At 63.3% G+C, this 18,797-nt stretch carries 21 protein-coding genes and 2 pseudogenes; 10 read left to right on the top strand and 13 right to left on the bottom strand.

What is annotated here, in order from left to right:
• Window positions 1-144: 144 nt before the first annotated feature.
• From QA649_RS37335 to QA649_RS37310, 6 genes are all read right to left on the bottom strand, one after another.
• On the bottom strand, window positions 145-342 hold the full coding sequence (locus QA649_RS37335; RefSeq protein ID WP_283026189.1) for a MarC family protein: 198 nt from the start codon (window positions 340-342) through the stop codon (window positions 145-147).
• A gap of 32 nt (window positions 343-374) precedes the next feature.
• Window positions 375-782: a MarC family protein gene (locus QA649_RS37330; protein ID WP_283021516.1), complete on the bottom strand. Its 408-nt coding sequence runs from the start codon at window positions 780-782 to the stop codon at window positions 375-377.
• Between the two features lie 381 nt (window positions 783-1,163).
• Window positions 1,164-1,463 carry a hypothetical protein gene (locus QA649_RS37325; RefSeq protein ID WP_283021515.1) on the bottom strand — a complete coding sequence of 100 codons (300 nt, stop codon included), beginning with the start codon at window positions 1,461-1,463 and terminating at the stop codon, window positions 1,164-1,166.
• A gap of 95 nt (window positions 1,464-1,558) precedes the next feature.
• The gene (locus QA649_RS37320) at window positions 1,559-1,921 is read right to left on the bottom strand and encodes an SPW repeat protein (protein WP_283021514.1); all 363 of its coding nucleotides are present in this window, start codon (window positions 1,919-1,921) and stop codon (window positions 1,559-1,561) included.
• Window positions 1,922-2,049: 128 nt separating this feature from the next.
• Window positions 2,050-2,535 (bottom strand): Hsp20/alpha crystallin family protein, encoded by a 486-nt coding sequence (locus QA649_RS37315; RefSeq protein WP_283021513.1) that lies wholly within the window; start codon window positions 2,533-2,535, stop codon window positions 2,050-2,052.
• 100 nt (window positions 2,536-2,635) lie between these two features.
• Window positions 2,636-3,088 (bottom strand): Hsp20 family protein, encoded by a 453-nt coding sequence (locus QA649_RS37310; protein WP_283021512.1) that lies wholly within the window; start codon window positions 3,086-3,088, stop codon window positions 2,636-2,638.
• A gap of 655 nt (window positions 3,089-3,743) precedes the next feature.
• Here QA649_RS37310 and rpoH point away from each other — a divergent pair.
• From rpoH to QA649_RS37270, 8 genes are all read left to right on the top strand, one after another.
• Complete coding sequence (rpoH, locus tag QA649_RS37305; RefSeq protein WP_283021511.1) at window positions 3,744-4,691, top strand: RNA polymerase sigma factor RpoH; 948 nt, start codon at window positions 3,744-3,746, stop codon at window positions 4,689-4,691.
• Window positions 4,688-5,806, top strand: coding sequence for a glycosyltransferase family 4 protein (locus tag QA649_RS37300; RefSeq protein WP_283021510.1), 1,119 nt, complete (start codon window positions 4,688-4,690; stop codon window positions 5,804-5,806). The genes rpoH and QA649_RS37300 overlap by 4 nt, the downstream gene beginning before the upstream one ends.
• Before the next feature lie 233 nt (window positions 5,807-6,039).
• Complete coding sequence (gene groES, locus QA649_RS37295; RefSeq protein WP_283021509.1) at window positions 6,040-6,354, top strand: co-chaperone GroES; 315 nt, start codon at window positions 6,040-6,042, stop codon at window positions 6,352-6,354.
• 38 nt (window positions 6,355-6,392) lie between these two features.
• Window positions 6,393-8,012, top strand: coding sequence for a chaperonin GroEL (groL, locus tag QA649_RS37290; RefSeq protein ID WP_283021508.1), 1,620 nt, complete (start codon window positions 6,393-6,395; stop codon window positions 8,010-8,012).
• Between the two features lie 204 nt (window positions 8,013-8,216).
• Window positions 8,217-8,561 (top strand): hypothetical protein, encoded by a 345-nt coding sequence (locus QA649_RS37285; protein WP_283021507.1) that lies wholly within the window; start codon window positions 8,217-8,219, stop codon window positions 8,559-8,561.
• A 440-nt stretch (window positions 8,562-9,001) separates the two neighbouring features.
• The gene (locus tag QA649_RS37280) at window positions 9,002-9,898 is read left to right on the top strand and encodes a 3'-5' exonuclease (RefSeq protein WP_283026188.1); all 897 of its coding nucleotides are present in this window, start codon (window positions 9,002-9,004) and stop codon (window positions 9,896-9,898) included.
• A gap of 74 nt (window positions 9,899-9,972) precedes the next feature.
• Window positions 9,973-10,227 (top strand): hypothetical protein, encoded by a 255-nt coding sequence (locus QA649_RS37275; RefSeq protein WP_283021506.1) that lies wholly within the window; start codon window positions 9,973-9,975, stop codon window positions 10,225-10,227.
• 416 nt (window positions 10,228-10,643) lie between these two features.
• Window positions 10,644-11,267 carry a class I SAM-dependent methyltransferase gene (locus QA649_RS37270; protein WP_283021505.1) on the top strand — a complete coding sequence of 208 codons (624 nt, stop codon included), beginning with the start codon at window positions 10,644-10,646 and terminating at the stop codon, window positions 11,265-11,267.
• Window positions 11,268-11,277: 10 nt separating this feature from the next.
• Here QA649_RS37270 and QA649_RS37265 read toward each other — a convergent pair whose 3' ends face one another.
• From QA649_RS37265 to QA649_RS37255, 3 genes and pseudogenes are all read right to left on the bottom strand, one after another.
• Window positions 11,278-12,399, bottom strand: coding sequence for a cysteine desulfurase family protein (locus tag QA649_RS37265; RefSeq protein WP_283021504.1), 1,122 nt, complete (start codon window positions 12,397-12,399; stop codon window positions 11,278-11,280).
• 8 nt (window positions 12,400-12,407) lie between these two features.
• Window positions 12,408-12,794, bottom strand: a complete 387-nt coding sequence (locus QA649_RS37260) for a GFA family protein (protein ID WP_283021503.1) — start codon at window positions 12,792-12,794, stop codon at window positions 12,408-12,410.
• A pseudogene (locus QA649_RS37255) lies at window positions 12,791-13,300 on the bottom strand (MFS transporter); the annotation flags it as partial. The pseudogene QA649_RS37255 and the gene QA649_RS37260, both read right to left, overlap by 4 nt.
• Window positions 13,301-13,417: 117 nt before the next feature.
• Between QA649_RS37255 and QA649_RS37250 the strand changes: the two are divergent.
• Window positions 13,418-14,068 (top strand): hypothetical protein, encoded by a 651-nt coding sequence (locus QA649_RS37250; protein WP_283021502.1) that lies wholly within the window; start codon window positions 13,418-13,420, stop codon window positions 14,066-14,068.
• On the top strand, window positions 14,069-14,341 hold the full coding sequence (locus QA649_RS37245) for a hypothetical protein (protein ID WP_283021501.1): 273 nt from the start codon (window positions 14,069-14,071) through the stop codon (window positions 14,339-14,341). It begins immediately after the preceding gene.
• A 207-nt stretch (window positions 14,342-14,548) separates the two neighbouring features.
• Here the strand turns inward: QA649_RS37245 and QA649_RS37240 are convergent.
• From QA649_RS37240 to QA649_RS37225, 4 genes and pseudogenes are all read right to left on the bottom strand, one after another.
• Window positions 14,549-15,723: pseudogene (locus tag QA649_RS37240) on the bottom strand (MFS transporter).
• Window positions 15,724-15,748: 25 nt separating this feature from the next.
• Window positions 15,749-16,933 (bottom strand): MFS transporter, encoded by a 1,185-nt coding sequence (locus QA649_RS37235; protein WP_283026187.1) that lies wholly within the window; start codon window positions 16,931-16,933, stop codon window positions 15,749-15,751.
• A gap of 64 nt (window positions 16,934-16,997) precedes the next feature.
• Window positions 16,998-18,371, bottom strand: a complete 1,374-nt coding sequence (locus tag QA649_RS37230; protein ID WP_283021500.1) for an NAD(P)-binding domain-containing protein — start codon at window positions 18,369-18,371, stop codon at window positions 16,998-17,000.
• A gap of 47 nt (window positions 18,372-18,418) precedes the next feature.
• Entirely contained in the window at window positions 18,419-18,739 is a 321-nt protein-coding gene (locus QA649_RS37225) for a metalloregulator ArsR/SmtB family transcription factor (RefSeq protein WP_283021499.1), read from the bottom strand.
• Window positions 18,740-18,797 lie beyond the last annotated feature (58 nt).

The following is an 18,797-nucleotide window of genomic DNA, read 5'->3' as shown; positions in this document are numbered from 1 at the left end:
GGCGCCTCCTCCGTCGGCGATGGCGGCCGTGCGCTGCTGCAGCGTCACGCCGCGCTGCTCTCGCGCATCGAGCAGCAGTTCGGCGTGCCGCGGCGCGCAATCGCTGATCTCTCCGAAGCTCAAGCGCGAGGGGGGCATCAGGTTTCACTCGGCTGCGAGGAGCCGAGCACCTCGAATACCGTCAAAAATGAATTGGACCGCGAGGGTCGCCAGCACAATGCCGGCGAGCCTCGCCAACACGTTGGCGCCGGTGGCCCTCAACACCCGGTGCAAGACGTCCGTGAAAATCATACCGAGATAGGTTAGTAGAAGGCAAAGCAGCATAGCTGCCAGCACAATCATCGCGCCGAGGGGATCACCGGCGGCCTGCCCCATCAGCAGAACAACCGCGTGAGGCCGGCCGGTCCGGCGATCACCGGAAATGCCAGGGGGAAAATCGCGATGTCGCCGGGCGCCATTGCCTCACGCCGCTCGAGCGCGGTGAGCGAGGACAGGCCCGAGGGATGGGCGAAGATCATCTGGATGGCCTGCAACAACAGCAGGATGCCGCCCGCAACTCGAAATGCATCCAGAGAGACCCGCAGCGCGGCCAGCACCCGGTTGCCGAACAGTGCAAATCCGAGCAGGACAATTCCGGCGATCAGGACGGCCTGCCAAGCCAGACGAAACCGCTCGGGCCGGTGAACACCCGCCGTCAGGCCGCCGAACACGATCGCGGTATCGAGGGGTCCGATCGCCACAAACAGGGTTGCAAAGGCGGTGATGGTGAAATCAGTGAGCATGACGGGCTTACCCCGAAATTGCCCCCCGGCGGACTTGCCTTGGGGAAGCCGGCGAGCGCCTTGTTCCGGCGCTCAACGGAGAAGTTCGGATCGCCGATTGGGCCTGCGGCCGGTATGTCTGTTGAGCGGTCCTTTGCGCGGTCTTCTCAATCCTTCCGGAAGAGAAAAATCATCCACCCGGCCGTTGTCGCCTGAGGCCCCGGGCGGCGCCTTTCGCGCGAGAATCTGCCGACCTGGTTGCCGCTGCACACCGTCGTTCACTGTGCCGGGTGAGCGGCATTTCTCGCGCATGCCGGCGAGCAGGCTCCTTGCCCAAGATCCCATTCCTGCGAAGGACGCGTCTTTCGGCCAACCCTCCATACTCACCCCGCTCAATCGACTTCAGGCAGCGGTCTGCTTCCGCGCGGCCTCCATTCTTCGGAATAGCTCCAGCCACCGCTGCTCTTTTGGAGAGAGCGGTAGATCGGAAGGCCGCCAAGCCGGCTTGTCATCGAGCGGAAACTCAGCATCCAACAGTTCGAATTCGGTCGTCTCCTCGGGGGTAAGGCCCGCAAGGACTCGGCGACGCTTCTTATCAAGCGTGTACATGCACGCAGTCAGCGGCACGGCTTCTTCTCTGCTTGGCGCAACGGCCGACTGAGAAGCCCTTGGCGTGTTCGCTTTCATTGCAGCACCCATCATCGTTGATCTCGCGGACAACAAGCTTGGCCCGCAAATGGCGCAGTCGCGCAGATAAATGCGAAGGGAGGCTGGCAGCAACCTCCCTTCGCCGAGCATCAAGCCGTCACACGCGGATGGCTCTGGTGCAGTTGCCAGAGGCGCAGGGCAGCAACAGCCGCCACCAGGATTCCGGCGATGACGTGGAGCGGTGTCACCGTTGCCTTGGCCGAGAAGAGCAGCACCCACGGCGACACGGCGACCCAGGCGCCGGCGGCAAGTGCCATCCACTCCTGCCATTCGGCGAAGATCGCCAGCGCTACTACGGCCAGCCCAGCGATCAGGACGCCGCTCAGCCAGGCATTCCAGTTTGTGGGACTTTCATCGGCGAACCCGAAGGCCCACGGTGACACGAACAAGCCCAGGCCTATTACAAGGTTGATCACATCCGTGATCATGTCCTTTTTCCAGACGGTGTTCATGGTTGTAACTCCCTACATTGGCTCCTTTCCATTCGCTCTGTTTCCACAGATTAGTCGCCTCGAGGTCGCTTGACCTGTCAGTGCCACCGGCGGGGCGAAAGCCCGAGGGGCTCCCGCCCGTGCCGCGGTTACTTGCTGTTGATGGCGATCTGTTTCACCTTCTGCTGCGCGGTCGGTAACTTCGGCAGCGTCACGGTGAGAACGCCATTCTTGAACGACGCCTCGACCTTGTCCTGATCTACATCGTCGACCGGGATGGAACGCTCGAAGCGCCCATAGTAGCGCTCGCTAAAGCGGCGCTCCTTGTCTTCGGTCTCGCTCCTCTTCTCCCCGCTGATGGTCAACAGGCCGTCCCTCAGTTCGAGGTTGACGTCCTTCTCTTCGAGACCGGGAAGTTCAGCGATGACTTTGACTTCGTTCCCGGTCTCGTTGACTTCGACGTTCGGCCACCCCATCGCCTGAGAGCTGAACGGAGCGACATCGAACGAGCGGAAAGCGTCGTCGAACAGTCGGTTCATCTCGCGGTGAAGGGCGAGGAACGGATTGGCTTCATTGCGGTGCAGGCTCACCTCTCGAGAGCCGTTATTCCGCGGAATGAGATCGCGTAGTGCCATTAGTTATCCTCCTTTCTGTTCTTCATGTTCACTGGACAGAGCTCCGCCGCGCGCGGCCAAGCCGCGCACAGGCGGTTCGACAGCCTCGAACGGGCCTCCGTCAGGCTGTCTGCTTCTGTTCGACTTCCTGGTTGTCGTTGCTGGCGGTTTCGATCGCGATGCGACGCGCCTTCATCGCCTCCGGCAGTTCCCGAACTAGAGTGATCGTCAGCATGCCGTTTTCGAAAGTCGCATCCTTGACCTGGACATAGTCCGCCAGGTTAAAAACGCGCCTGAACGGCTGCAGGGAGATTCCCTGGTACAGGTAGTCGCGATTACCCTTGTTGGGCTCGCGGCCCTCGACGGTCAGCGTCGATTGCTCGGCGGTGATGGTGATCTCTTCCGGGCTGAAGCCTGCCAGCGCCAGCGTGATCTGGTACTGGTTCTCGCCGGTACGCGCGATGTCGTACAGCGGATAATCGTCGCTGTCGTCCGGAGTGTTGCTGACGAAGTCGAACAGGCGGTCGAATCCGACACTCGAACGCCAGAACGGGGACATTTCGAAAGTTCTCATAACCACATCCTCCCTTGAGCAACATGGATAGAGGCAACGCCGGGACTTCCGGCGGTCTCGGCCGGACCCTGACGGCATCCGGCGCCTCACATTTGGCACCACAAGAACTAGAAGGGTCTGGGGTGACTTCAAGACCGAACCCGAGCACAAATTTGCATTTTTCCGCCGTCCTGGCCCGACCTCGAGAGACCGCGCGCATCGCACCAACGCCAGCCGCGGGTGGTCACGTTTGGCGCTGCGCAACAACCCGCGCGAGCCGCCATGACGAAGCTCTCACCTCTTGACGCCTCTTGACGCCGCGCGGGGCTTCCCTACGGCGGACAGCTAGACGACTACGCCAGCACAAGCTTTACCGTCACGCCGTGAGAACTTCGGGCGTCGTGCCGCGATGCCGCTCTGACGCCCGGCCCAATAGCCAAGAAGCCGAACTCGCACGATACCGGGCGGGCCCAGTTGCGTCTTCCGCGCCAGCGCCCCGGTCGGCAGGGCCCGTGCTCCGCGCTATCTGGTTGGTTGGCTTTCAAAATCTCGAAGGAACAAATCGCCGGCTTCGACATTCTGTGGACGCCGCCGGCATGACGCGCTCGGGCGCCGTTTCCGGGCCCAAGCCATGCTCGGTAGCTCGAAACCCACTTCGCTCTGAGGAGGAATTGGAGTGAGCACCCTTTCGGTTCTATCGAATCTGCCCGCGATCCATTCGGATGGCGGGCTCTCCCGCTACCTCGCCACCATTCGCAAGTTTCCGCTGCTGAGTGCGGCCGATGAAGCCATGTACGCGCGCCGCTGGCGCGAGCACGGCGATCGCGAAGCGGCCTATCGCTTGGTCACAAGTCACCTCCGGTTGGCCGCCAAGCTCGCGCTGCGGTATCGCGGCTATGGCCTTCCCGTCGCCGACCTGATCTCGGAGGCGAATGTCGGCTTGATGGTGGCGGTGAAGCGCTTCCAGCCCGAGAAAGGCGTTCGGCTCGCGACCTATGCGATGTGGTGGATCAAGGCGGCGGTCCACGAATACATTCTCAGGTCCTGGTCGCTGGTGAAAATAGGCACCACTGCAGCCCAGAAGAAGCTGTTCTTCAACCTGCGAAAACTCAAGAACCGGATTTCTGCAAGCGAGGACGTCGACCTGTCGCCGCAGCAGGCCGAATATATCGCCGGCGAACTGAAAGTAGCTCCGCGTGAGGTCGTCGAGATGAACGGGAGGATCCGGGGTGACACTTCGCTCAACCTGCCCATGACTCGGGAGGACGGGTCCGAGGAAATCCAGAACTGGCTGATTGATCCGGCCCCAGACCCGGAAACGCTGCTATCGGAAGCGGAGGATAGCAATCAGGTAAGGAGCGCGCTGCATGACGCGCTCGCTCTCCTGACTCCCCGCGAGCGCCATATCGTCGGCGCGCGATTCCTGACCGAACAGCCGAAGACCTTGGAGGAGCTCTCCGCCATTTTCGGCGTGTCACGCGAGCGCGTCCGCCAGATCGAGGTTCGCGCACTACAAAAGATGAGGGCCGCACTCCGGGCTCGCTTAGATGGATTGCCTCCTGGCTTTCCCCGCGGATGGAGGCCCCCGTGCGGCGCAGCGGCTATTGCGGAGAGTCAGAAATGAGGATTGCACAGATTGCCCCGCTATTCGAGAGCGTCCCGCCCCGGCTCTATGGGGGAACGGAGCGGGTCGTTTCCTGGCTGACCGAGGAGCTGGTCCGACAGGGCCACCAAGTGACGCTGTTCGCGAGCGAGGATTCAATCACCTCCGCCGAGCTCGTTCCCTGCACGCCTCGCGCGCTGCGCCTCGACCCCGACGTCCGCGACGCTCTCCCGCACCAGATGATCATGCTCGACAAGGTGCGCGAGCGCGCCGACGAGTTCGACATTCTCCACTTCCACTCCGACTATCTGCATTTTCCGCTGTTCCGATCGGAACGCGGCAGGACACTGACCACGCTGCACGGCAGGCAGGATCTTCCGGATCATATGCCGTTCTACCGCCGGTTTGCGGACATGCCGCTGGTTTCAATTTCGAATGCGCAACGATCGCCGCTTCCAGGGGCGAACTTCGTGGCGACGGTCTATCATGGCCTTCCGCTCGATCTGCACATTCCGAGCTACAATCCGAAAGGCGGCTATCTGGCGTTTCTCGGCCGGATCTCACCGGAGAAACGTCCCGACCACGCCATCGCAATCGCGCGGGCGGCCGGCCTTCCTCTCAAGATAGCTGCGAAGGTCGACAAGGCCGACGACGCCTATTTCCGCGGTGTCATCGCCCCGATGCTGGACGAGCCGGGAATTGAGTTCATCGGCGAGATCAATGAGAACGCGAAGAGCGAATTTCTCGGCGAAGCGGCAGCGCTGCTTTTTCCGATCGACTGGCCGGAGCCCTTCGGCCTGGTCATGATCGAAGCCATGGCCTGTGGCACGCCGGTGCTTGCCTTCCGCTGCGGATCGGTCCCGGAAATCGTCGAGGACGGACTGACCGGACGCATCGTGTCCGACGTCGATGAGGCAGTGCCGGCCATTCCCGGATTGCTGCAACTCGACCGCAGGGGCGTCCGTGCCCGGTTCGAGGAACGTTTCTCCTCCGTCCGCATGGCGGCGGAGTACGGCCGGATCTACCAGAGGATGCTTCGCGGGCTTCCGACGCCCAGCTCCGGTCATCGGCACTCGCTGCGCGTTCGGCCGCCCTCCACTTACACGGCCTCAGAAGCGCCGCCCTCGGCCGCGTAAATTGAAGGGACGGACCTGCGGAGTTGCGGAAGCCGGCAAGCGCCGCCGCCGCCCCTCTGGAGTGGCTGCCCCCAAGCGTGCCTCAAACTTTGTCGCGGAAACTTCTGCCGGCGTAGCGAAAATTTTTCGATAGCCCTCTTGACGGCATTCTTGCCGCGCCTAAGTCGATTTTGCCGGAGGGCCGGTTACGGCCCCGGTTCTGATGACATCGCTGAATTGTAGGGAGGATGTGCATGCATTTCCGTCCATTGCATGATCGCGTGCTGGTGCGACGCATCGATGCCGAGGAGAGGACTGCCGGCGGCATCATCATTCCGGACACCGCGAAGGAAAAGCCGCAGGAAGGCGAGGTTATCGCCTGCGGACCGGGCGGCCGTAACGAACAGGGCCAATTGGTGCCGCTCGACGTGAAGCCTGGCGATCGGGTCTTGTTCGGCAAATGGTCCGGTACGGAGGTCAAGATCGACGGCAAAGAACTTCTTATCATGAAGGAGAGCGACCTTCTGGGCGTGGTCGAGAAGACCTCCGCGTCGAAGAAGGCCGCTTGAAGCGCTGACAGTCATTGAAGGGGAAAGGAGAGAACGACATGGCTGCCAAGGAGGTAAAATTCTCAACGGAAGCTCGCGACCGCATGCTGCGCGGCGTCGATACGCTGGCAAACGCTGTCAAGGTGACACTCGGGCCGAAAGGCCGCAACGTCGTGATCGAGAAATCCTTCGGCGCGCCGCGCATCACCAAGGATGGTGTCACGGTCGCCAAGGAAATCGAGCTCGAAGACAAGTTTGAGAACATGGGCGCGCAGATGGTCCGCGAGGTGGCGTCAAAAACCAGCGACATCGCCGGCGACGGCACGACGACCGCGACCGTGCTGGCGCAATCGATCGTCAAGGAAGGCGCGAAGTCCGTTGCTGCGGGCATGAACCCGATGGACCTCAAGCGCGGCATCGACCTCGCGATCGAAGCGATCGTCGATGATCTCCGATCGCACGCCAAGAAGGTCACCGCGAACGACGAGATCGCCCAAGTCGCTACGATCTCGGCGAATGGCGACACCGAGATCGGCCGCTTCCTCGCAGAGGCCATGCAGAAAGTCGGCAATGAAGGCGTCATTACAGTGGAGGAGGCAAAGAGCCTCAATACGGAGTTGGAGGTGGTCGAGGGCATGCAATTCGACCGCGGCTACATCTCGCCCTATTTCGTCACCAATGCCGAAAAGATGCGAGCCGAGCTCGAAGACCCCTACATCCTGATCCATGAGAAGAAGCTGTCCGCACTGCAATCGATGCTGCCGCTGCTCGAGTCGGTGGTGCAGTCGGGCAAGCCACTGCTGATCATCGCCGAGGACATCGAAGGCGAGGCGCTGGCGACGCTGGTCGTCAACAAACTGCGCGGAGGGCTGAAGATCGCAGCCGTCAAGGCACCGGGCTTCGGCGATCGCCGCAAGGCGATGCTGGAGGACATCGCGACCCTCACCGGTGGCACAATGATCGCCGAAGATCTCGGCATCAAGCTCGAGAATGTCACGCTCAACATGCTCGGGCGGGCCAAGAAGGTGGTAATCGACAAGGAGAATACTACCATCGTCAACGGCGCCGGCGCCAAGAAGGACATCGGGGCGCGCGTCGCCCAGATCAAGCTGCAGATCGAGGAGACGACCTCGGATTACGATCGCGAGAAGCTGCAGGAGCGGCTTGCCAAGCTCGCCGGCGGCGTGGCCGTGATCCGGGTCGGCGGCGCCACCGAAGTCGAGGTCAAGGAGCGCAAGGATCGCGTTGACGACGCGATGCATGCGACGCGCGCCGCTGTGGAAGAAGGCATCCTGCCGGGCGGCGGGGTGGCGCTATTGCGCGCGCTCAAAGCGCTTGAACGCGTCAAGACCGCCAACGCCGACCAAAAAGCCGGCGTCGATATCGTGCGGCGCGCGATCCAGATGCCGGCCAGGCAGATCGTCGAGAATGCCGGAGAAGACGGCTCGCTGGTGGTCGGCAAGCTGATTGAGAAAAGTGACTACAATTGGGGCTTCAACGCGGCGACCGGCGAGTACCAGGATCTGGTGCGGGCCGGCGTGATCGATCCGGCCAAGGTGGTTCGCACGGCCTTGCAGGATGCCGCGTCTATCGCCGCCCTCCTGATCACCACCGAGGCGCTCGTCGCCGAGAAACCGAAGAAGGCGGAAGCCCCGGCCGCGCCGCCGATGGACTTCTAGCTTGGCGGACAAGCCAACGGACTATCTCTCGAACCAGGAAAGGACACATCGACAATAGGAGCTTTCAGATGAGCAGAAATCTTCAGCGAAGGCTGCGTAGGAATGGAGCGGCGGATGGAGCAGCGGCCGTGCACTGGCTGATGTTCACCCTGAGCTGCACCACGATCGCCTGGATCAGTCTTTTTCGAACGATAGGAGGATGAGATGATCGCCGATCACACCATCATCTCCGCTCGGGCAGAGAAATCCCAGATGGTCCCCGCGCAACGCCTGGTGCGGCGGATACTCACGGCGTCCATGACTGCGCTACTCATGCTGCCGTCGCTGGCGGCCTGGGGAACGGATCGTATGCCGGGCAAACCTGGTTCGGCCGACGCCTTCGAAAGGAAGATCGCGCTCCCGCCGATTCCCCATCTCGAGTCGATGCCATGGATGACGTGGAATGCGGGCGTGAACACCCTGAAGGTCGATACGCTGAGACCGCCGCAGACGCCACATTGGCTCGCGCCGGCGCCACGGGAGTTCACGGCACCGTCGTTCAGCTCTTGATGGCGTGAGCGAACGATCCCGCTCGCCGACGGCACGGGGCGAGGCGCAAGCTCGGTAAAATGATCAAAATCATGAGGGCCGGGGTGCCGGCTTTCAGCCGCAGCGGGAACCGTCGGGGACGAAGGTGATCTGGACGGCTGGGGCATGTGCCCGGGCTCGCCACACATGCTTTGCGATCTAGCAGGCCGCCGGCTCACCATGGCTCGGCTTTGCCTGAACTTGGGGTGGTCGCGCGACCAGGGGCGTTCGGGATGGTTTCACAGTGTGTCTCATTCGCAGCCGCTGCGGCAACGCGGACCGGGCCTCCGCAATCTGACCCAATCATACCGACATCCCCCGAAAAGACCCCGAATCGCGTCTTTTTCCGATACCTCGGGGCGTCTGCCTCGGTATTGTGCGACACGCCGGATTGTCCGAACCGCCAACCTTTTCGAGAAGTGATGTTTCAGGACGCATCCGATCTGGCAACCATGGCCGAAGCCTTGAGCCGCTCGCCCGACTACCGGGTCCTGCGGCGCCTGGTTGCCCGACCGACCTACATCCCAACTGCGGGACTGGAGGTCAGGACCGGCATTCTTCTCGACACCGAGACCACCGGCCTCGATTGCGCCAAGGACGAGATCATCGAGCTCGGGATGGTCAAGTTTGATTACGCGGCCGACGGGCGGATACTCGGCGTCAGAGACACGTTCTCCGCCTTTAACGAACCGAGTGTGCCGATCTCCGCGGAAGTGACGGCACTAACGGGCATCACTAACGAAATGGTCGCGGGACACAAATTTGACGATGCCGCCGTCACAGCCTTCGTCGAAAGCGCGGCCATCACGATCGCGCACAACAGCGGCTTCGACAGAAAATTCGCCGAACGCTACTGGTCCGTGCTCGAGCACAAGGCCTGGGGCTGCAGCATGAGCGAGATCGACTGGCGCAAACATCGCTTCGCGGGCTCGCAGCTCGGCTATCTCCTGAACGGAGCTGGCTACTTCCACCAGGCGCACCGGGCAGTCGACGATTGCCACGCTTTGCTGGAGGTTCTCGCTTTCGAACTGCCGACGACCGGATCGCCGGCGCTCGCGCTCCTGCTTGAGACCGCACGACGGAAGACCCTGCGGGTCTGGGCGGAGCAGTCGCCGTTCGAACTCAAGGACTCGTTGAAACGCCGCGGCTATCGCTGGAACGACGGCAGCGACGGTCGACCGAAGTCCTGGTACATCGACGTTACTGAGGCCGCGTTCGCCGACGAGATCGCGTTTCTGCGGACCGAGATCTATCTCCGCGATGCCGATCCGAGGGTCCAGGAATTGACCGCCTTCTCCCGCTTCTCGACGAGGATTTAGCGTGCAACCATTCGCGTCGCGACGTGCCTTATCGACCCGATTCGGGTTATGCCAAATGAGCAAGGATTAAGAAGATGGCGTTCACGCTGAACGATGCATTCCGAGTGCTGCGCGCGCGGGGTGTAACCGAAATGAAGGTCGGCCTGCCGGAGAACGAGATCGTCGAGGGGCCAACCGATGGCTGGGCCTACTATAGCTACGGAAAGGAGTTCTATTTCTGCGTCGATGCCGACGGGAGCGTCGTCGGGGGCCGGGAGGCATTCGAAAAAAAGGTGAGCTTGCTGAAACCTAGGAAGCGCACGGCCGTCCGAGCGAATTCCCGGAGCTAATCCTGTTCGAAGCCGAATTGCCCGATGTCGTTCTAGGTTGCGACTACGATCGGCCGAGTAAGTCATATGACCCGACGTGCAGTTCGGAGGTCACGAAAGATCCACCCCGACCTCGCGAATGCAGAGCGAGCATGACATCTCAGGTAAGCCAATCGCCGCCACGATCCGTGGCCAGGACACCAGGACAGGCAAGATCGCATGGCGACGCTCTCGCTCAACACGGATGGCGAGCTCGTGGAAGGACTCTGACGAGCTACCACCGCATAATGTCGACGGTCGCCCTTGGCTCGGGGCCCTAACACAATGATTTCTTTTAGCGATTTCGGAATCGGCGAGCCGCAGTTCAGTTTCGGCGAGCCGATCGCGCGGATTTGAGACATCCTCGGGGCCGCCTTGTTGAAGCGCAGGAACTCACAATGCGTCGTCCTCAGTTCATTGCCGAGCACGCTCAGGATGCGCGCGGCCTGTTAGGCCGGCTCATTGCCTTCATCATGGCTCGCGAAACGTGGCGCGAGAATTTGCGCGTGATGGATGCGCTCCGCATCGGTACGGCGGACCATGTCCTCGATATCGGATGCGGTCATGGACGCAGCTTGACGGAATTGGCCGCGCGGGCTCCTCAGGGGCGCATCAGCGGGGTGGATCCTTCCCAGCTGATGGTCGAGATCGCGACGCAACGAAGCCGTTCGCTGATCGAAGCCGCTCGCGTGAAGGTCGTTCTTTCGGGCGTGGAGCTGCTACCTTTTCACGATGATGCCTTCGACAAGGCGCAGTGCGTGCACGTGCTCTATTTCTGGAAGGATCTCGGGAGGTCGCTGCGCGAGATCGCACGTGTGCTGAAGCCAGGCGGCCGGTTAGGATTGCTGTTCCGGACGAACGCTGACCCGAAGGCTATCGCATCGTTCCCGCCGGAAATCTACCGTTTTCCCGCCTTGGCGGATGTATCGACGGCGCTGGAACATGCGGGTATGGATGTCGATGTTGTCGGGGATGGCGCCGTCGAACCCGCTCTTGTGCTGGCGACCAAACGGCTCAACTGAGCCGAAGCGATCAGACGGCGGCGATAGTGGCGAGACCTGTGACCACTTCGTCGATCTCGTCGACCGTAGTGTACCTGCCCAGGCTAAAGCGGATCGCTCCCATTGCGACCCTTTCGGGCACGCCCATGGCCGCGAGAACGGGCGAAAGCTCGATCTGCCCAGAATGGCACGCCGAACCCGTCGATGCCGCCACATCGCGCAACCGGCTTAAGATGTCCGCGCCGATCATGTCGACGAACGACACGTTGAGCGTATTGGGCAAGCGATGCGTGGGATGGCCGTTGAGCGCGACCCCATCGCCGAAGCTATCCTGTAGCGCCTGCCAGAGGCGATCGCGCAGGGTCTGAATGCGGCTCACGGGTGCGAGGTCGGCGGCGATCGCACAAGCCGCCCCGAGCCCCGCTGCGAGCAAAGCGCTCTCGGTGCCGGCACGGCGGCCAAATTCGTGGCCGGCGCCGTGGATCACCGGCTCGACCTCGGTGCCTCGCCTAAGATAAAGCGCGCCAACGCCCTTCGGGGCGTAGAGCTTGTGACCGGCGATCGTCAGCATGTCGACGCCGAGCTCGTCCACCTTGGTGGCGATCTTTCCGACCGACTGGGCTGCATCGGTGTGGAAGGGGATTCCGTGCTGCCGCGCAATCGCGCCGATTTCCGCGATCGGCTGGACGGTTCCGACTTCGTTGTTCGCGTGCATGATGCTGATCAGGGCGGTCTGCGGAGTAATTGCGCGGCGGACATCCTCAGGATCGACCAGGCCTGTCCCGTTTACCGGGAGATACGTGACCGAACCGCCGAGTCGCTCGAGAAACCGGCAGGGTGCGAGAATCGCGGGATGTTCGATGGCCGAGGTGATGATGTGCGCCCCGCGGCGGTTCGGCGCGAAGAACGTGCCCTTGATGGCCAGATTGTTCGCTTCGCTGCCACCGCTGGTGAATACGATCTCGTCGGGTGCCGCGCCGAGCAGTGCGGCCACCTGGCCGCGAGCCCGATCCAACCCGGCCTTCGCCGGCGCGCTGGCCCAATGCCCGCTGGACGGATTGCCGAACGCATGGTCCAGGAAGGGGCGCATCGCCTCCGCCACGACCGGGTCGATCGGTGTGCTCGCGTTGTAGTCGAGATAGATCTGCCGCATTGTCGCCGTCACTTGTCTTCCTGGGGGTGGTTGAGCCGCAGCCATGGCAGTTGCTCATTGGCGAAAAAGTGCTTGCCAGGTCGCAGCTCCGCTGCCCGGTCGAAGGCGCCGACGTGGTAGTGCGTCTCCGTCGGGAAATGCACCGTGGCGCAGGTCAGCGTCGAGCCGCAGCGGGAGCAGAAGCCGCGCGTGGTCCCTGGCGATGACTTGAACGTGGTGATGGTGCCCTCGATCACCGTGACAGCGTCGTTCTCGAACCCGACGAACACGCTGACGGGGGCGCCGGAATGGCGGCGGCAGCTATCGCAGTGACACCAGAAGACTCCTTTCGGCCGGCCTCGCGCCTCGAAGCGCACCGCCCCGCAGAGGCAGCGTCCTGCAAAGGTGTCGTTCATTGTCGCGCTCCGTGCCCGCCGTTCATGACGACGAATACGATCGTCCCCGATACGAACGTGAGTGCACCTATCGCTCCGATCGCCCAAGCCATACCGAACAGGTCAGCGATGATGCCGGCCGACAGCGCCCCGATCGCGTATCCAAGATCGCGCCAGAAGCGGTAGACGCTCAGCGAGCGTGCGCGCCAGCTCGGATGGGAGGCGTCGGAGACGGCGGCGATCAAGCTCGGGTACACCATGGCGGTGCCGAGCCCGAGTAGCAGGCTGCCGACAAGCCACCATTCGAAATGGCTTGTCGCAGCCGTCACGAATAGACCCGCGGCCTGCACCCACATGCCGGCCACGATCAAGCCCTTGCGGCCCCAACGGTCGGAAAGAGGGCCCGTGGCGATCTGCAGGATGCCCCAGGTGGCCGGATAGACGGCCTTCAGAATGCCGATCCGATCGACGTGGAGGCCGAACGAGGCGAAGAACAGCGGGAAGATTCCCCAGCTCATGCCGTCATTGTTAAGGTAGGTAGACTGCCCGCCGTCGGCCCAACCCGGACGCGGGCTTTTTGTGAGTTGAGTTGCGTGGCAAAGCGTACAAAGGCGCCTCGGGCCGAAAAGACCGAGGGCCCTACAATGCCGGGGTTCATCGAACCCCAGTTGGCGACCCTGAAGATGAAGGCTCCTTCGGGATCTCTATGGATTCACGAAGTCAAATACGATGGCTACCGCATCCAGCTCCGGATCGACGGTGACGACCGGCGGGCCTACACGCGCAACGGCTACAACTGGGTCAACAAGTTCTCGAGGATCGCCGGAGCCTTCGACATCGAAGGACAGGCCATCGTCGACGGCGAGGTCGTCGTCATCCATGATGGGCGCACGAACTTCTCAGAGCTACAGGCGGATCTCGGCAGAGGCGATCAGGATCGCTTGCTTTTCTTTGCGTTCGATCTGCTCTGGCTGGACGGCAGAGATCTGCGGAAAGAGCCGCAAATCGAGCGGAAGAGGCTGCTCAAGGATCTGATCGAGGAGCACGACCTCAAGGAGCCCGTCCTCCATAGCGAACACCACGAAGGAGACGGCCAGGCGCTGTTCGCTGCGGCCACCAAGTTGAATTACGAAGGAATCGAGAAGGAGGCTGCCTACGGCCCCAATGTCCAGCATCTTGAGGACTTTCGCGCAGCCCAGAAGCTCGAGAGCTCTCTCGATCGCCGGCCAAGTGACCGCTCCGGCGGTCGCCTTACTCCGGGTGCGCGGCAAAGCGCCGACCGGGAGGCTGGCTGAATGCCTTCGCTCGATGCTCGCGGTGTGGCAAGTCTCCTGCGAGAGTACGCGCAGCGCACCGCCTTGCGAGGCGGCAACACGCCCGCAATCTGCCGCAAGTGCTACGTGCACCCGGAAGTCCTGAACGCCTACATGTCCGGTGACCTCGTCAAGATGATCGAAGCCAAGATCGCGCAGAAGTTCAAGCGCCAGCACGCCAAGCTCACTTCCGACGAGATCATGGTGCTGGCATTTCTGCGCAAGCGTCTCGATTGTCTGAAGGGCTACGCCTGAGCTTCCGCTCGCAGTCGGCATAGTTGTGGTACGGTTCCGAAGTGCGCTCCCGATTTTCGGGAGAGCCGCGCGACCTGCTTGGGCCAGATTGAGCGGAGGAGATCGTCATCCCCGCTCAGGAGATCATTGTCCTGAATCCTTTGGAAACTTAGTCGGTTCTACATCCGCATTTGATGGAGCATTCGCTACGCGCCAGCGGTCCCAGCGTCACTCGGCAGCAGCTTGGGCTGCGGGAGATCCGGCGCGCGCTCGCAGCAGCATCATCGCGGCCAACGCGCTGAGGCTGAGACTCGCGGTGACCACGACGACGCCTCTGCCCAGCGGTTCGATCAAGAGCCCGATCGCGAGTGGAGCCAGCGCCTGGGCGATGCGCGACGGGGCGCCGATCAAGCCGAGCCTGTACGCGTAGTTCTCAGGCCCGAAGATGGTTAGTGGCAGCGTCCCCCGGGCGATTGTGAGGATGCCGTTGCCGGCGCCGTGCAACAGGGCGAATGCCGCTGCGACGCCCCCGCCGAACAGCCCGATAAGGGCGGCACCGATCGGATGGGTGACGCAGGCGAGCCTGGTCGAGACGAGCGGATGAAAGCGCCCCAGGACACTCGCCTCCATGATGCGGGCCGCGACCTGAGCGGGTCCAATCATCATGCCGGCGAAGACGGCCTGTGCCGGCGTCGGGCCGAACGCCTCGACGATGCGCGGCAGATGCGTCGCCATGGCCGACGTCACCGTCCAGGCGGCGGCGAACGCGAACGACAGCAGCACCATCGTCCGATCGATCGCGATTTGCGGCTTAACCGTCGGTCCCGCCGTGATCGCTGCCTGCTGCGGCCGGGGCAACATCAGATTCAAGGCAGCCCGAGCACGATGTGCGCCGCGGCCCATGCGAAGCAGGTTTCCCGCCAGCCGATGGTCTCGAGGCCGAGCGAACTGAGCGGCCACCCGACTGTGCTGGCAAATCCGGCGATCAGCGTGATCCCCGTGATCGCGCCGCGGGCGTCGCTGCCGTAGATGCGCCCGAGCGCGCCGAAGGCCGCATCGTAGAGGCCGAGATCCATGCCGACGCCGAGCAGTAGCCAGGCCGCCGACATGCTCCATACCGAGCCCGATGTGCCGAGGAGTGCGAGCCCAGCGGCGAGAACGACATTAGACGCGCAGAGCATTTGCCGGCCGCCGACGCGGTCGATCTGGCGACCTACCCGCGGCCCGAGCAACCCGGAGATCACCAGTGACGCCGAGAAGGCAGCGAAGAACCAGTTGCTGGAAATGCCGAGATCGCGGGCGATCGGATCAGCCAGGATTGCCGGCAGGTAGTAACTCGATCCCCAAGCGAGCGTCTGGGCCGTCCCCAACGATACGACGACACCAAGTCGGCCACGATCCACCTGCGTTCCCCCGTTTTTGTAGCCGCTACCCGGCGACCGCGTCCGCTTTTCGTTGTCCAGCGCGAGCCCACAAAAGCGCGAGCGGTCCCACCGAAATCCCTACGGCGAGCACGACGAAGACCAGCGACCATCCATCCGCATCCTGAGGGCCGCCGGCAAGATCGAGCGCCAAGCCCGTGCCCCATGCGCCCGCCGCCGAAAGCCCGAAGCCGACGGTGGAGTGAAGAGCCATCGTGGCCCCGCGGTGATCGCGAGTAGCCGCCGCCGACATGCCGGCGGTCAGCGCGCCGGAATCCGCAGGTACGGTCAGTCCGTACGCGAGCAGCAGGAGCGCGAGGACCCAGGCCGGCGCGCTCACGTTCGCTCCAAGGAGCAGAGCCACCGCCGCCGAGCCGATCATCACGATCGTGATGGCGCGATGACGGCCGAACTTCAGCGCCGCTTCGTTGCCCAAGATGCTGGCGGGCATGGACAGGATGGCGAAGAAGAAGCTCACCATGACGGGCGAGAGCCACGAAGGGGCGCCCTGATGGCCGATCACGAAGGTCCAGAATCCGACGAGCCAGGTCCGGATCCCGTAGAGTTCGAAGCAATGAGCGCCATAGCCGAGGATGTAACCGAGCGCGTCGCGGTTCGCGAAAACGGGTTTAAAGTCCAGTAGGCGCCCCTCCTTCGGCTCCGGCCGCCGCGCGTCTATCAAGAGACACGCGATCACCATTGCGACGGGTCCAACGCCCGTCAGAACGAACGCCCAGCGCCAGCCCCATCGGTCGGCTATGACCTGGGCAAGAAGGAAGGAAAGGCCGACGCCAAGCGAGAAGCTCGAGGTGTACAGCGTGACCGCCCGCGAGGTATCGCCGGCTGGGAGACGGTCGGTGAGAGCCTTAAGGCCTGGCATGTACGCGCCGGCGAACCCGAGGCCTGCAAGAGCCCAGATGGCGGTCCCGGACCAAAAACCCTGCGCGAACGTTCCGAACGCAACCGTCGCCAGTCCGCTTACGATCGAGCCGCACAGCAGGACCAGACGCGCATCGATCCTGTCGGTGAGCGTCGTCAGGACCGGGACGGCGAGCATGTAGCCGAACGCGTAGCCGCTCGCCATGAGTCCGCCCTCCGCGGCGCTCAGGCCCCAAGCCGGCATGAGATGCTGGGCGAGATTGGCGGACAGAGCGACATGCGGTAGCAAATTCCCGATCTGTCCGAGACACATCGCGACGATCAGGGATCGGCCGCTCAGGCCTGCGCTTCCAGCGTTCATCTGCCCTTCCGCCCGGCTACGAACATCCGCAGCCGGCACCGCCTGCCTTCTTCGCGCTCTCATCCGCCGCGCAGCACGCGCTCGCATCCTGCTTCGCGGGACCGCCGCAGCATCCGGATGCACCGGCGCCGCTCTCTACCCCGCCGCGCGTGCACACCCCGGTCTCCGGCAATTCAAGCTCGACCCGCGCAGCAGCTTCCTTGTCGCCGGCGATGTCGGCCGCGATCGAGCGGACCTGTTCGTAGCCCGTCATCATCAGGAACGTCGGGGCGCGTCCGTAAGCTTTCATGCCGGCCAAGTAGAAGCCCCGGTCGTCCTGTTCAAGCTCGCGCGCGCCGTGCGGGCGCACGGTACCGCAGGAGTGCTCGTTCGGATCGATCAGCGGCGCCAGCGCGACCGGCGCGTCGATCGCCGGATCGAGCCGCAGCCGGATCTCGCTCAAGAAGCCGAAATCGGGCCGAAAACCCGTCGCTACCACTAGCTCGTCGGCGACAATGCTGCGTCCGCCGCAGGCCGACGAGGTCGCGATCCGGAGCCGGCCATCTGCCTGCGCGATGGCGGCGACCGGAAAGACGGCCTCGACCTGGACCTGCCCCGAAGCGACGAGGGCTGCGAAGTGCGCACCCAGCTCGCCGCGGGCTGACAGCTTGTCGTTCGCGCCGCCACCGAAACTCTTTTCGGGATCGCCGCTGCGGAGGACCCAGATGGGCCGCGTGCCGGGATCTTCCTGCGCGAGGGCGACCAAATCGGTCAGCGTGCCGATGGCCGAGTGCCCGCCGCCGAGCACCGCGACGGTCTTCCCCGCGTACCGGCTGCGATCCTTGCCCAGCACATCCGGCATGCCGTAGGCGATCCGCGATGCGGCCTCGCGCTCGCCGATGGCCGGCAGTCCGCCGGCGCCGGCCGGATTCGGCGAGGCCCAGGTGCCGGATGCGTCGATCACGGCGTCGGCGCGCAGCGCCTCAGGGCCCTTGCCATTCTGATACCGGATCTCGAAGGGGGCGGCTTCGCGCCCCTTCGTCTTCGCCTTGTCGAAGCCGACGCGCCCGACCGCCGTGACGCGGCTGTTCGTCCGGATCACGTCCCGCAGCACGGTCCGCGTCGCAAGCGTCTCGATGTATTGTTCGACGAACTCCCCGCCGGTCGGATAGACTTGAGGGTCCGGCGAATTCCAGCCGGTCGGCGCCAGCAGGCGCGCGGCCGCCGTATCGACGTTGTACTGCCAGGGCGAGAAGAGCTGGACGTGCTGCCACTGCCTGACCGAATGGCCCGCCTCGGGGCCTGCCTCCAGCACGATCGGCATCATGCCACGTTCGAGGACGTGAGCCGCGGCCGCAAGGCCGACCGGTCCGGATCCGATGATCGCCACCGTCTTTGCACCGACGCTCATCTTTCCTCCTATTGTTCTAGCACTATCGAAAAATACGGCAAAAAAATCTACGCCGCGGGCCTGGACGCAGCGCCGCACTCGGCTTCTTCGTCGCAGCATTCGGCGACCAGGAAATCGACCAGCCCGCGCATGGTGTCGTACTCGGCGTGGCAGACCAAGGTCGTGCCTTCGCGAACTTGATTCACCAGGCCGACGGCAACCAGACCCTTCACATGATGGGACAGCGTGGAGGCCGGGATCTTCAGCCTCTCCTGCAGTCGTCCGACCGGCAGGCCCGCATGGCCGGCGCGAACGAGCGTCCGATAGATCTTCAGCCGGGTCGGATTGCCCAGAGCTACCAAGCGTGCCGCCGCATCATCTATCTTCATGCTCCGATAATGAGCTTGTCGCGATATTCTGTCAAACGTTATTTCTAGAATATTCGAA

The organism is Bradyrhizobium sp. CB1717 (assembly GCF_029714325.1).
Lineage (GTDB): Bacteria > Pseudomonadota > Alphaproteobacteria > Rhizobiales > Xanthobacteraceae > Bradyrhizobium.
The sequence above is the reverse complement of the archived record's forward strand: the minus strand, read 5'-3'. Positions and strand labels throughout refer to the sequence as shown.

What these genes read in the sequence shown, in the direction of transcription:
- QA649_RS37325 (WP_283021515.1), bottom strand. Translation starts at nt 1,463, where the DNA reads ATGATGGGTGCTGCAATGAAAGCGAACACGCCAAGGGCTTCTCAGTCG.
- QA649_RS37320 (WP_283021514.1), bottom strand. Translation starts at nt 1,921, where the DNA reads ATGAACACCGTCTGGAAAAAGGACATGATCACGGATGTGATCAACCTT.
- QA649_RS37270 (WP_283021505.1), top strand. Translation starts at nt 10,644, where the DNA reads ATGCGTCGTCCTCAGTTCATTGCCGAGCACGCTCAGGATGCGCGCGGC.
- groL (WP_283021508.1), top strand. Translation starts at nt 6,393, where the DNA reads ATGGCTGCCAAGGAGGTAAAATTCTCAACGGAAGCTCGCGACCGCATG.
- QA649_RS37250 (WP_283021502.1), top strand. Translation starts at nt 13,418, where the DNA reads ATGCCGGGGTTCATCGAACCCCAGTTGGCGACCCTGAAGATGAAGGCT.
- QA649_RS37230 (WP_283021500.1), bottom strand. Translation starts at nt 18,371, where the DNA reads ATGAGCGTCGGTGCAAAGACGGTGGCGATCATCGGATCCGGACCGGTC.
- QA649_RS37225 (WP_283021499.1), bottom strand. Translation starts at nt 18,739, where the DNA reads ATGAAGATAGATGATGCGGCGGCACGCTTGGTAGCTCTGGGCAATCCG.
- QA649_RS37260 (WP_283021503.1), bottom strand. Translation starts at nt 12,794, where the DNA reads ATGAACGACACCTTTGCAGGACGCTGCCTCTGCGGGGCGGTGCGCTTC.
- groES (WP_283021509.1), top strand. Translation starts at nt 6,040, where the DNA reads ATGCATTTCCGTCCATTGCATGATCGCGTGCTGGTGCGACGCATCGAT.
- QA649_RS37315 (WP_283021513.1), bottom strand. Translation starts at nt 2,535, where the DNA reads ATGGCACTACGCGATCTCATTCCGCGGAATAACGGCTCTCGAGAGGTG.
- QA649_RS37335 (WP_283026189.1), bottom strand. Translation starts at nt 342, where the DNA reads ATGATTGTGCTGGCAGCTATGCTGCTTTGCCTTCTACTAACCTATCTC.
- QA649_RS37235 (WP_283026187.1), bottom strand. Translation starts at nt 16,933, where the DNA reads ATGTGTCTCGGACAGATCGGGAATTTGCTACCGCATGTCGCTCTGTCC.
- QA649_RS37280 (WP_283026188.1), top strand. Translation starts at nt 9,002, where the DNA reads ATGTTTCAGGACGCATCCGATCTGGCAACCATGGCCGAAGCCTTGAGC.
- QA649_RS37310 (WP_283021512.1), bottom strand. Translation starts at nt 3,088, where the DNA reads ATGAGAACTTTCGAAATGTCCCCGTTCTGGCGTTCGAGTGTCGGATTC.
- QA649_RS37275 (WP_283021506.1), top strand. Translation starts at nt 9,973, where the DNA reads ATGGCGTTCACGCTGAACGATGCATTCCGAGTGCTGCGCGCGCGGGGT.
- QA649_RS37245 (WP_283021501.1), top strand. Translation starts at nt 14,069, where the DNA reads ATGCCTTCGCTCGATGCTCGCGGTGTGGCAAGTCTCCTGCGAGAGTAC.
- QA649_RS37265 (WP_283021504.1), bottom strand. Translation starts at nt 12,399, where the DNA reads ATGCGGCAGATCTATCTCGACTACAACGCGAGCACACCGATCGACCCG.
- QA649_RS37300 (WP_283021510.1), top strand. Translation starts at nt 4,688, where the DNA reads ATGAGGATTGCACAGATTGCCCCGCTATTCGAGAGCGTCCCGCCCCGG.
- QA649_RS37285 (WP_283021507.1), top strand. Translation starts at nt 8,217, where the DNA reads ATGATCGCCGATCACACCATCATCTCCGCTCGGGCAGAGAAATCCCAG.
- QA649_RS37330 (WP_283021516.1), bottom strand. Translation starts at nt 782, where the DNA reads ATGCTCACTGATTTCACCATCACCGCCTTTGCAACCCTGTTTGTGGCG.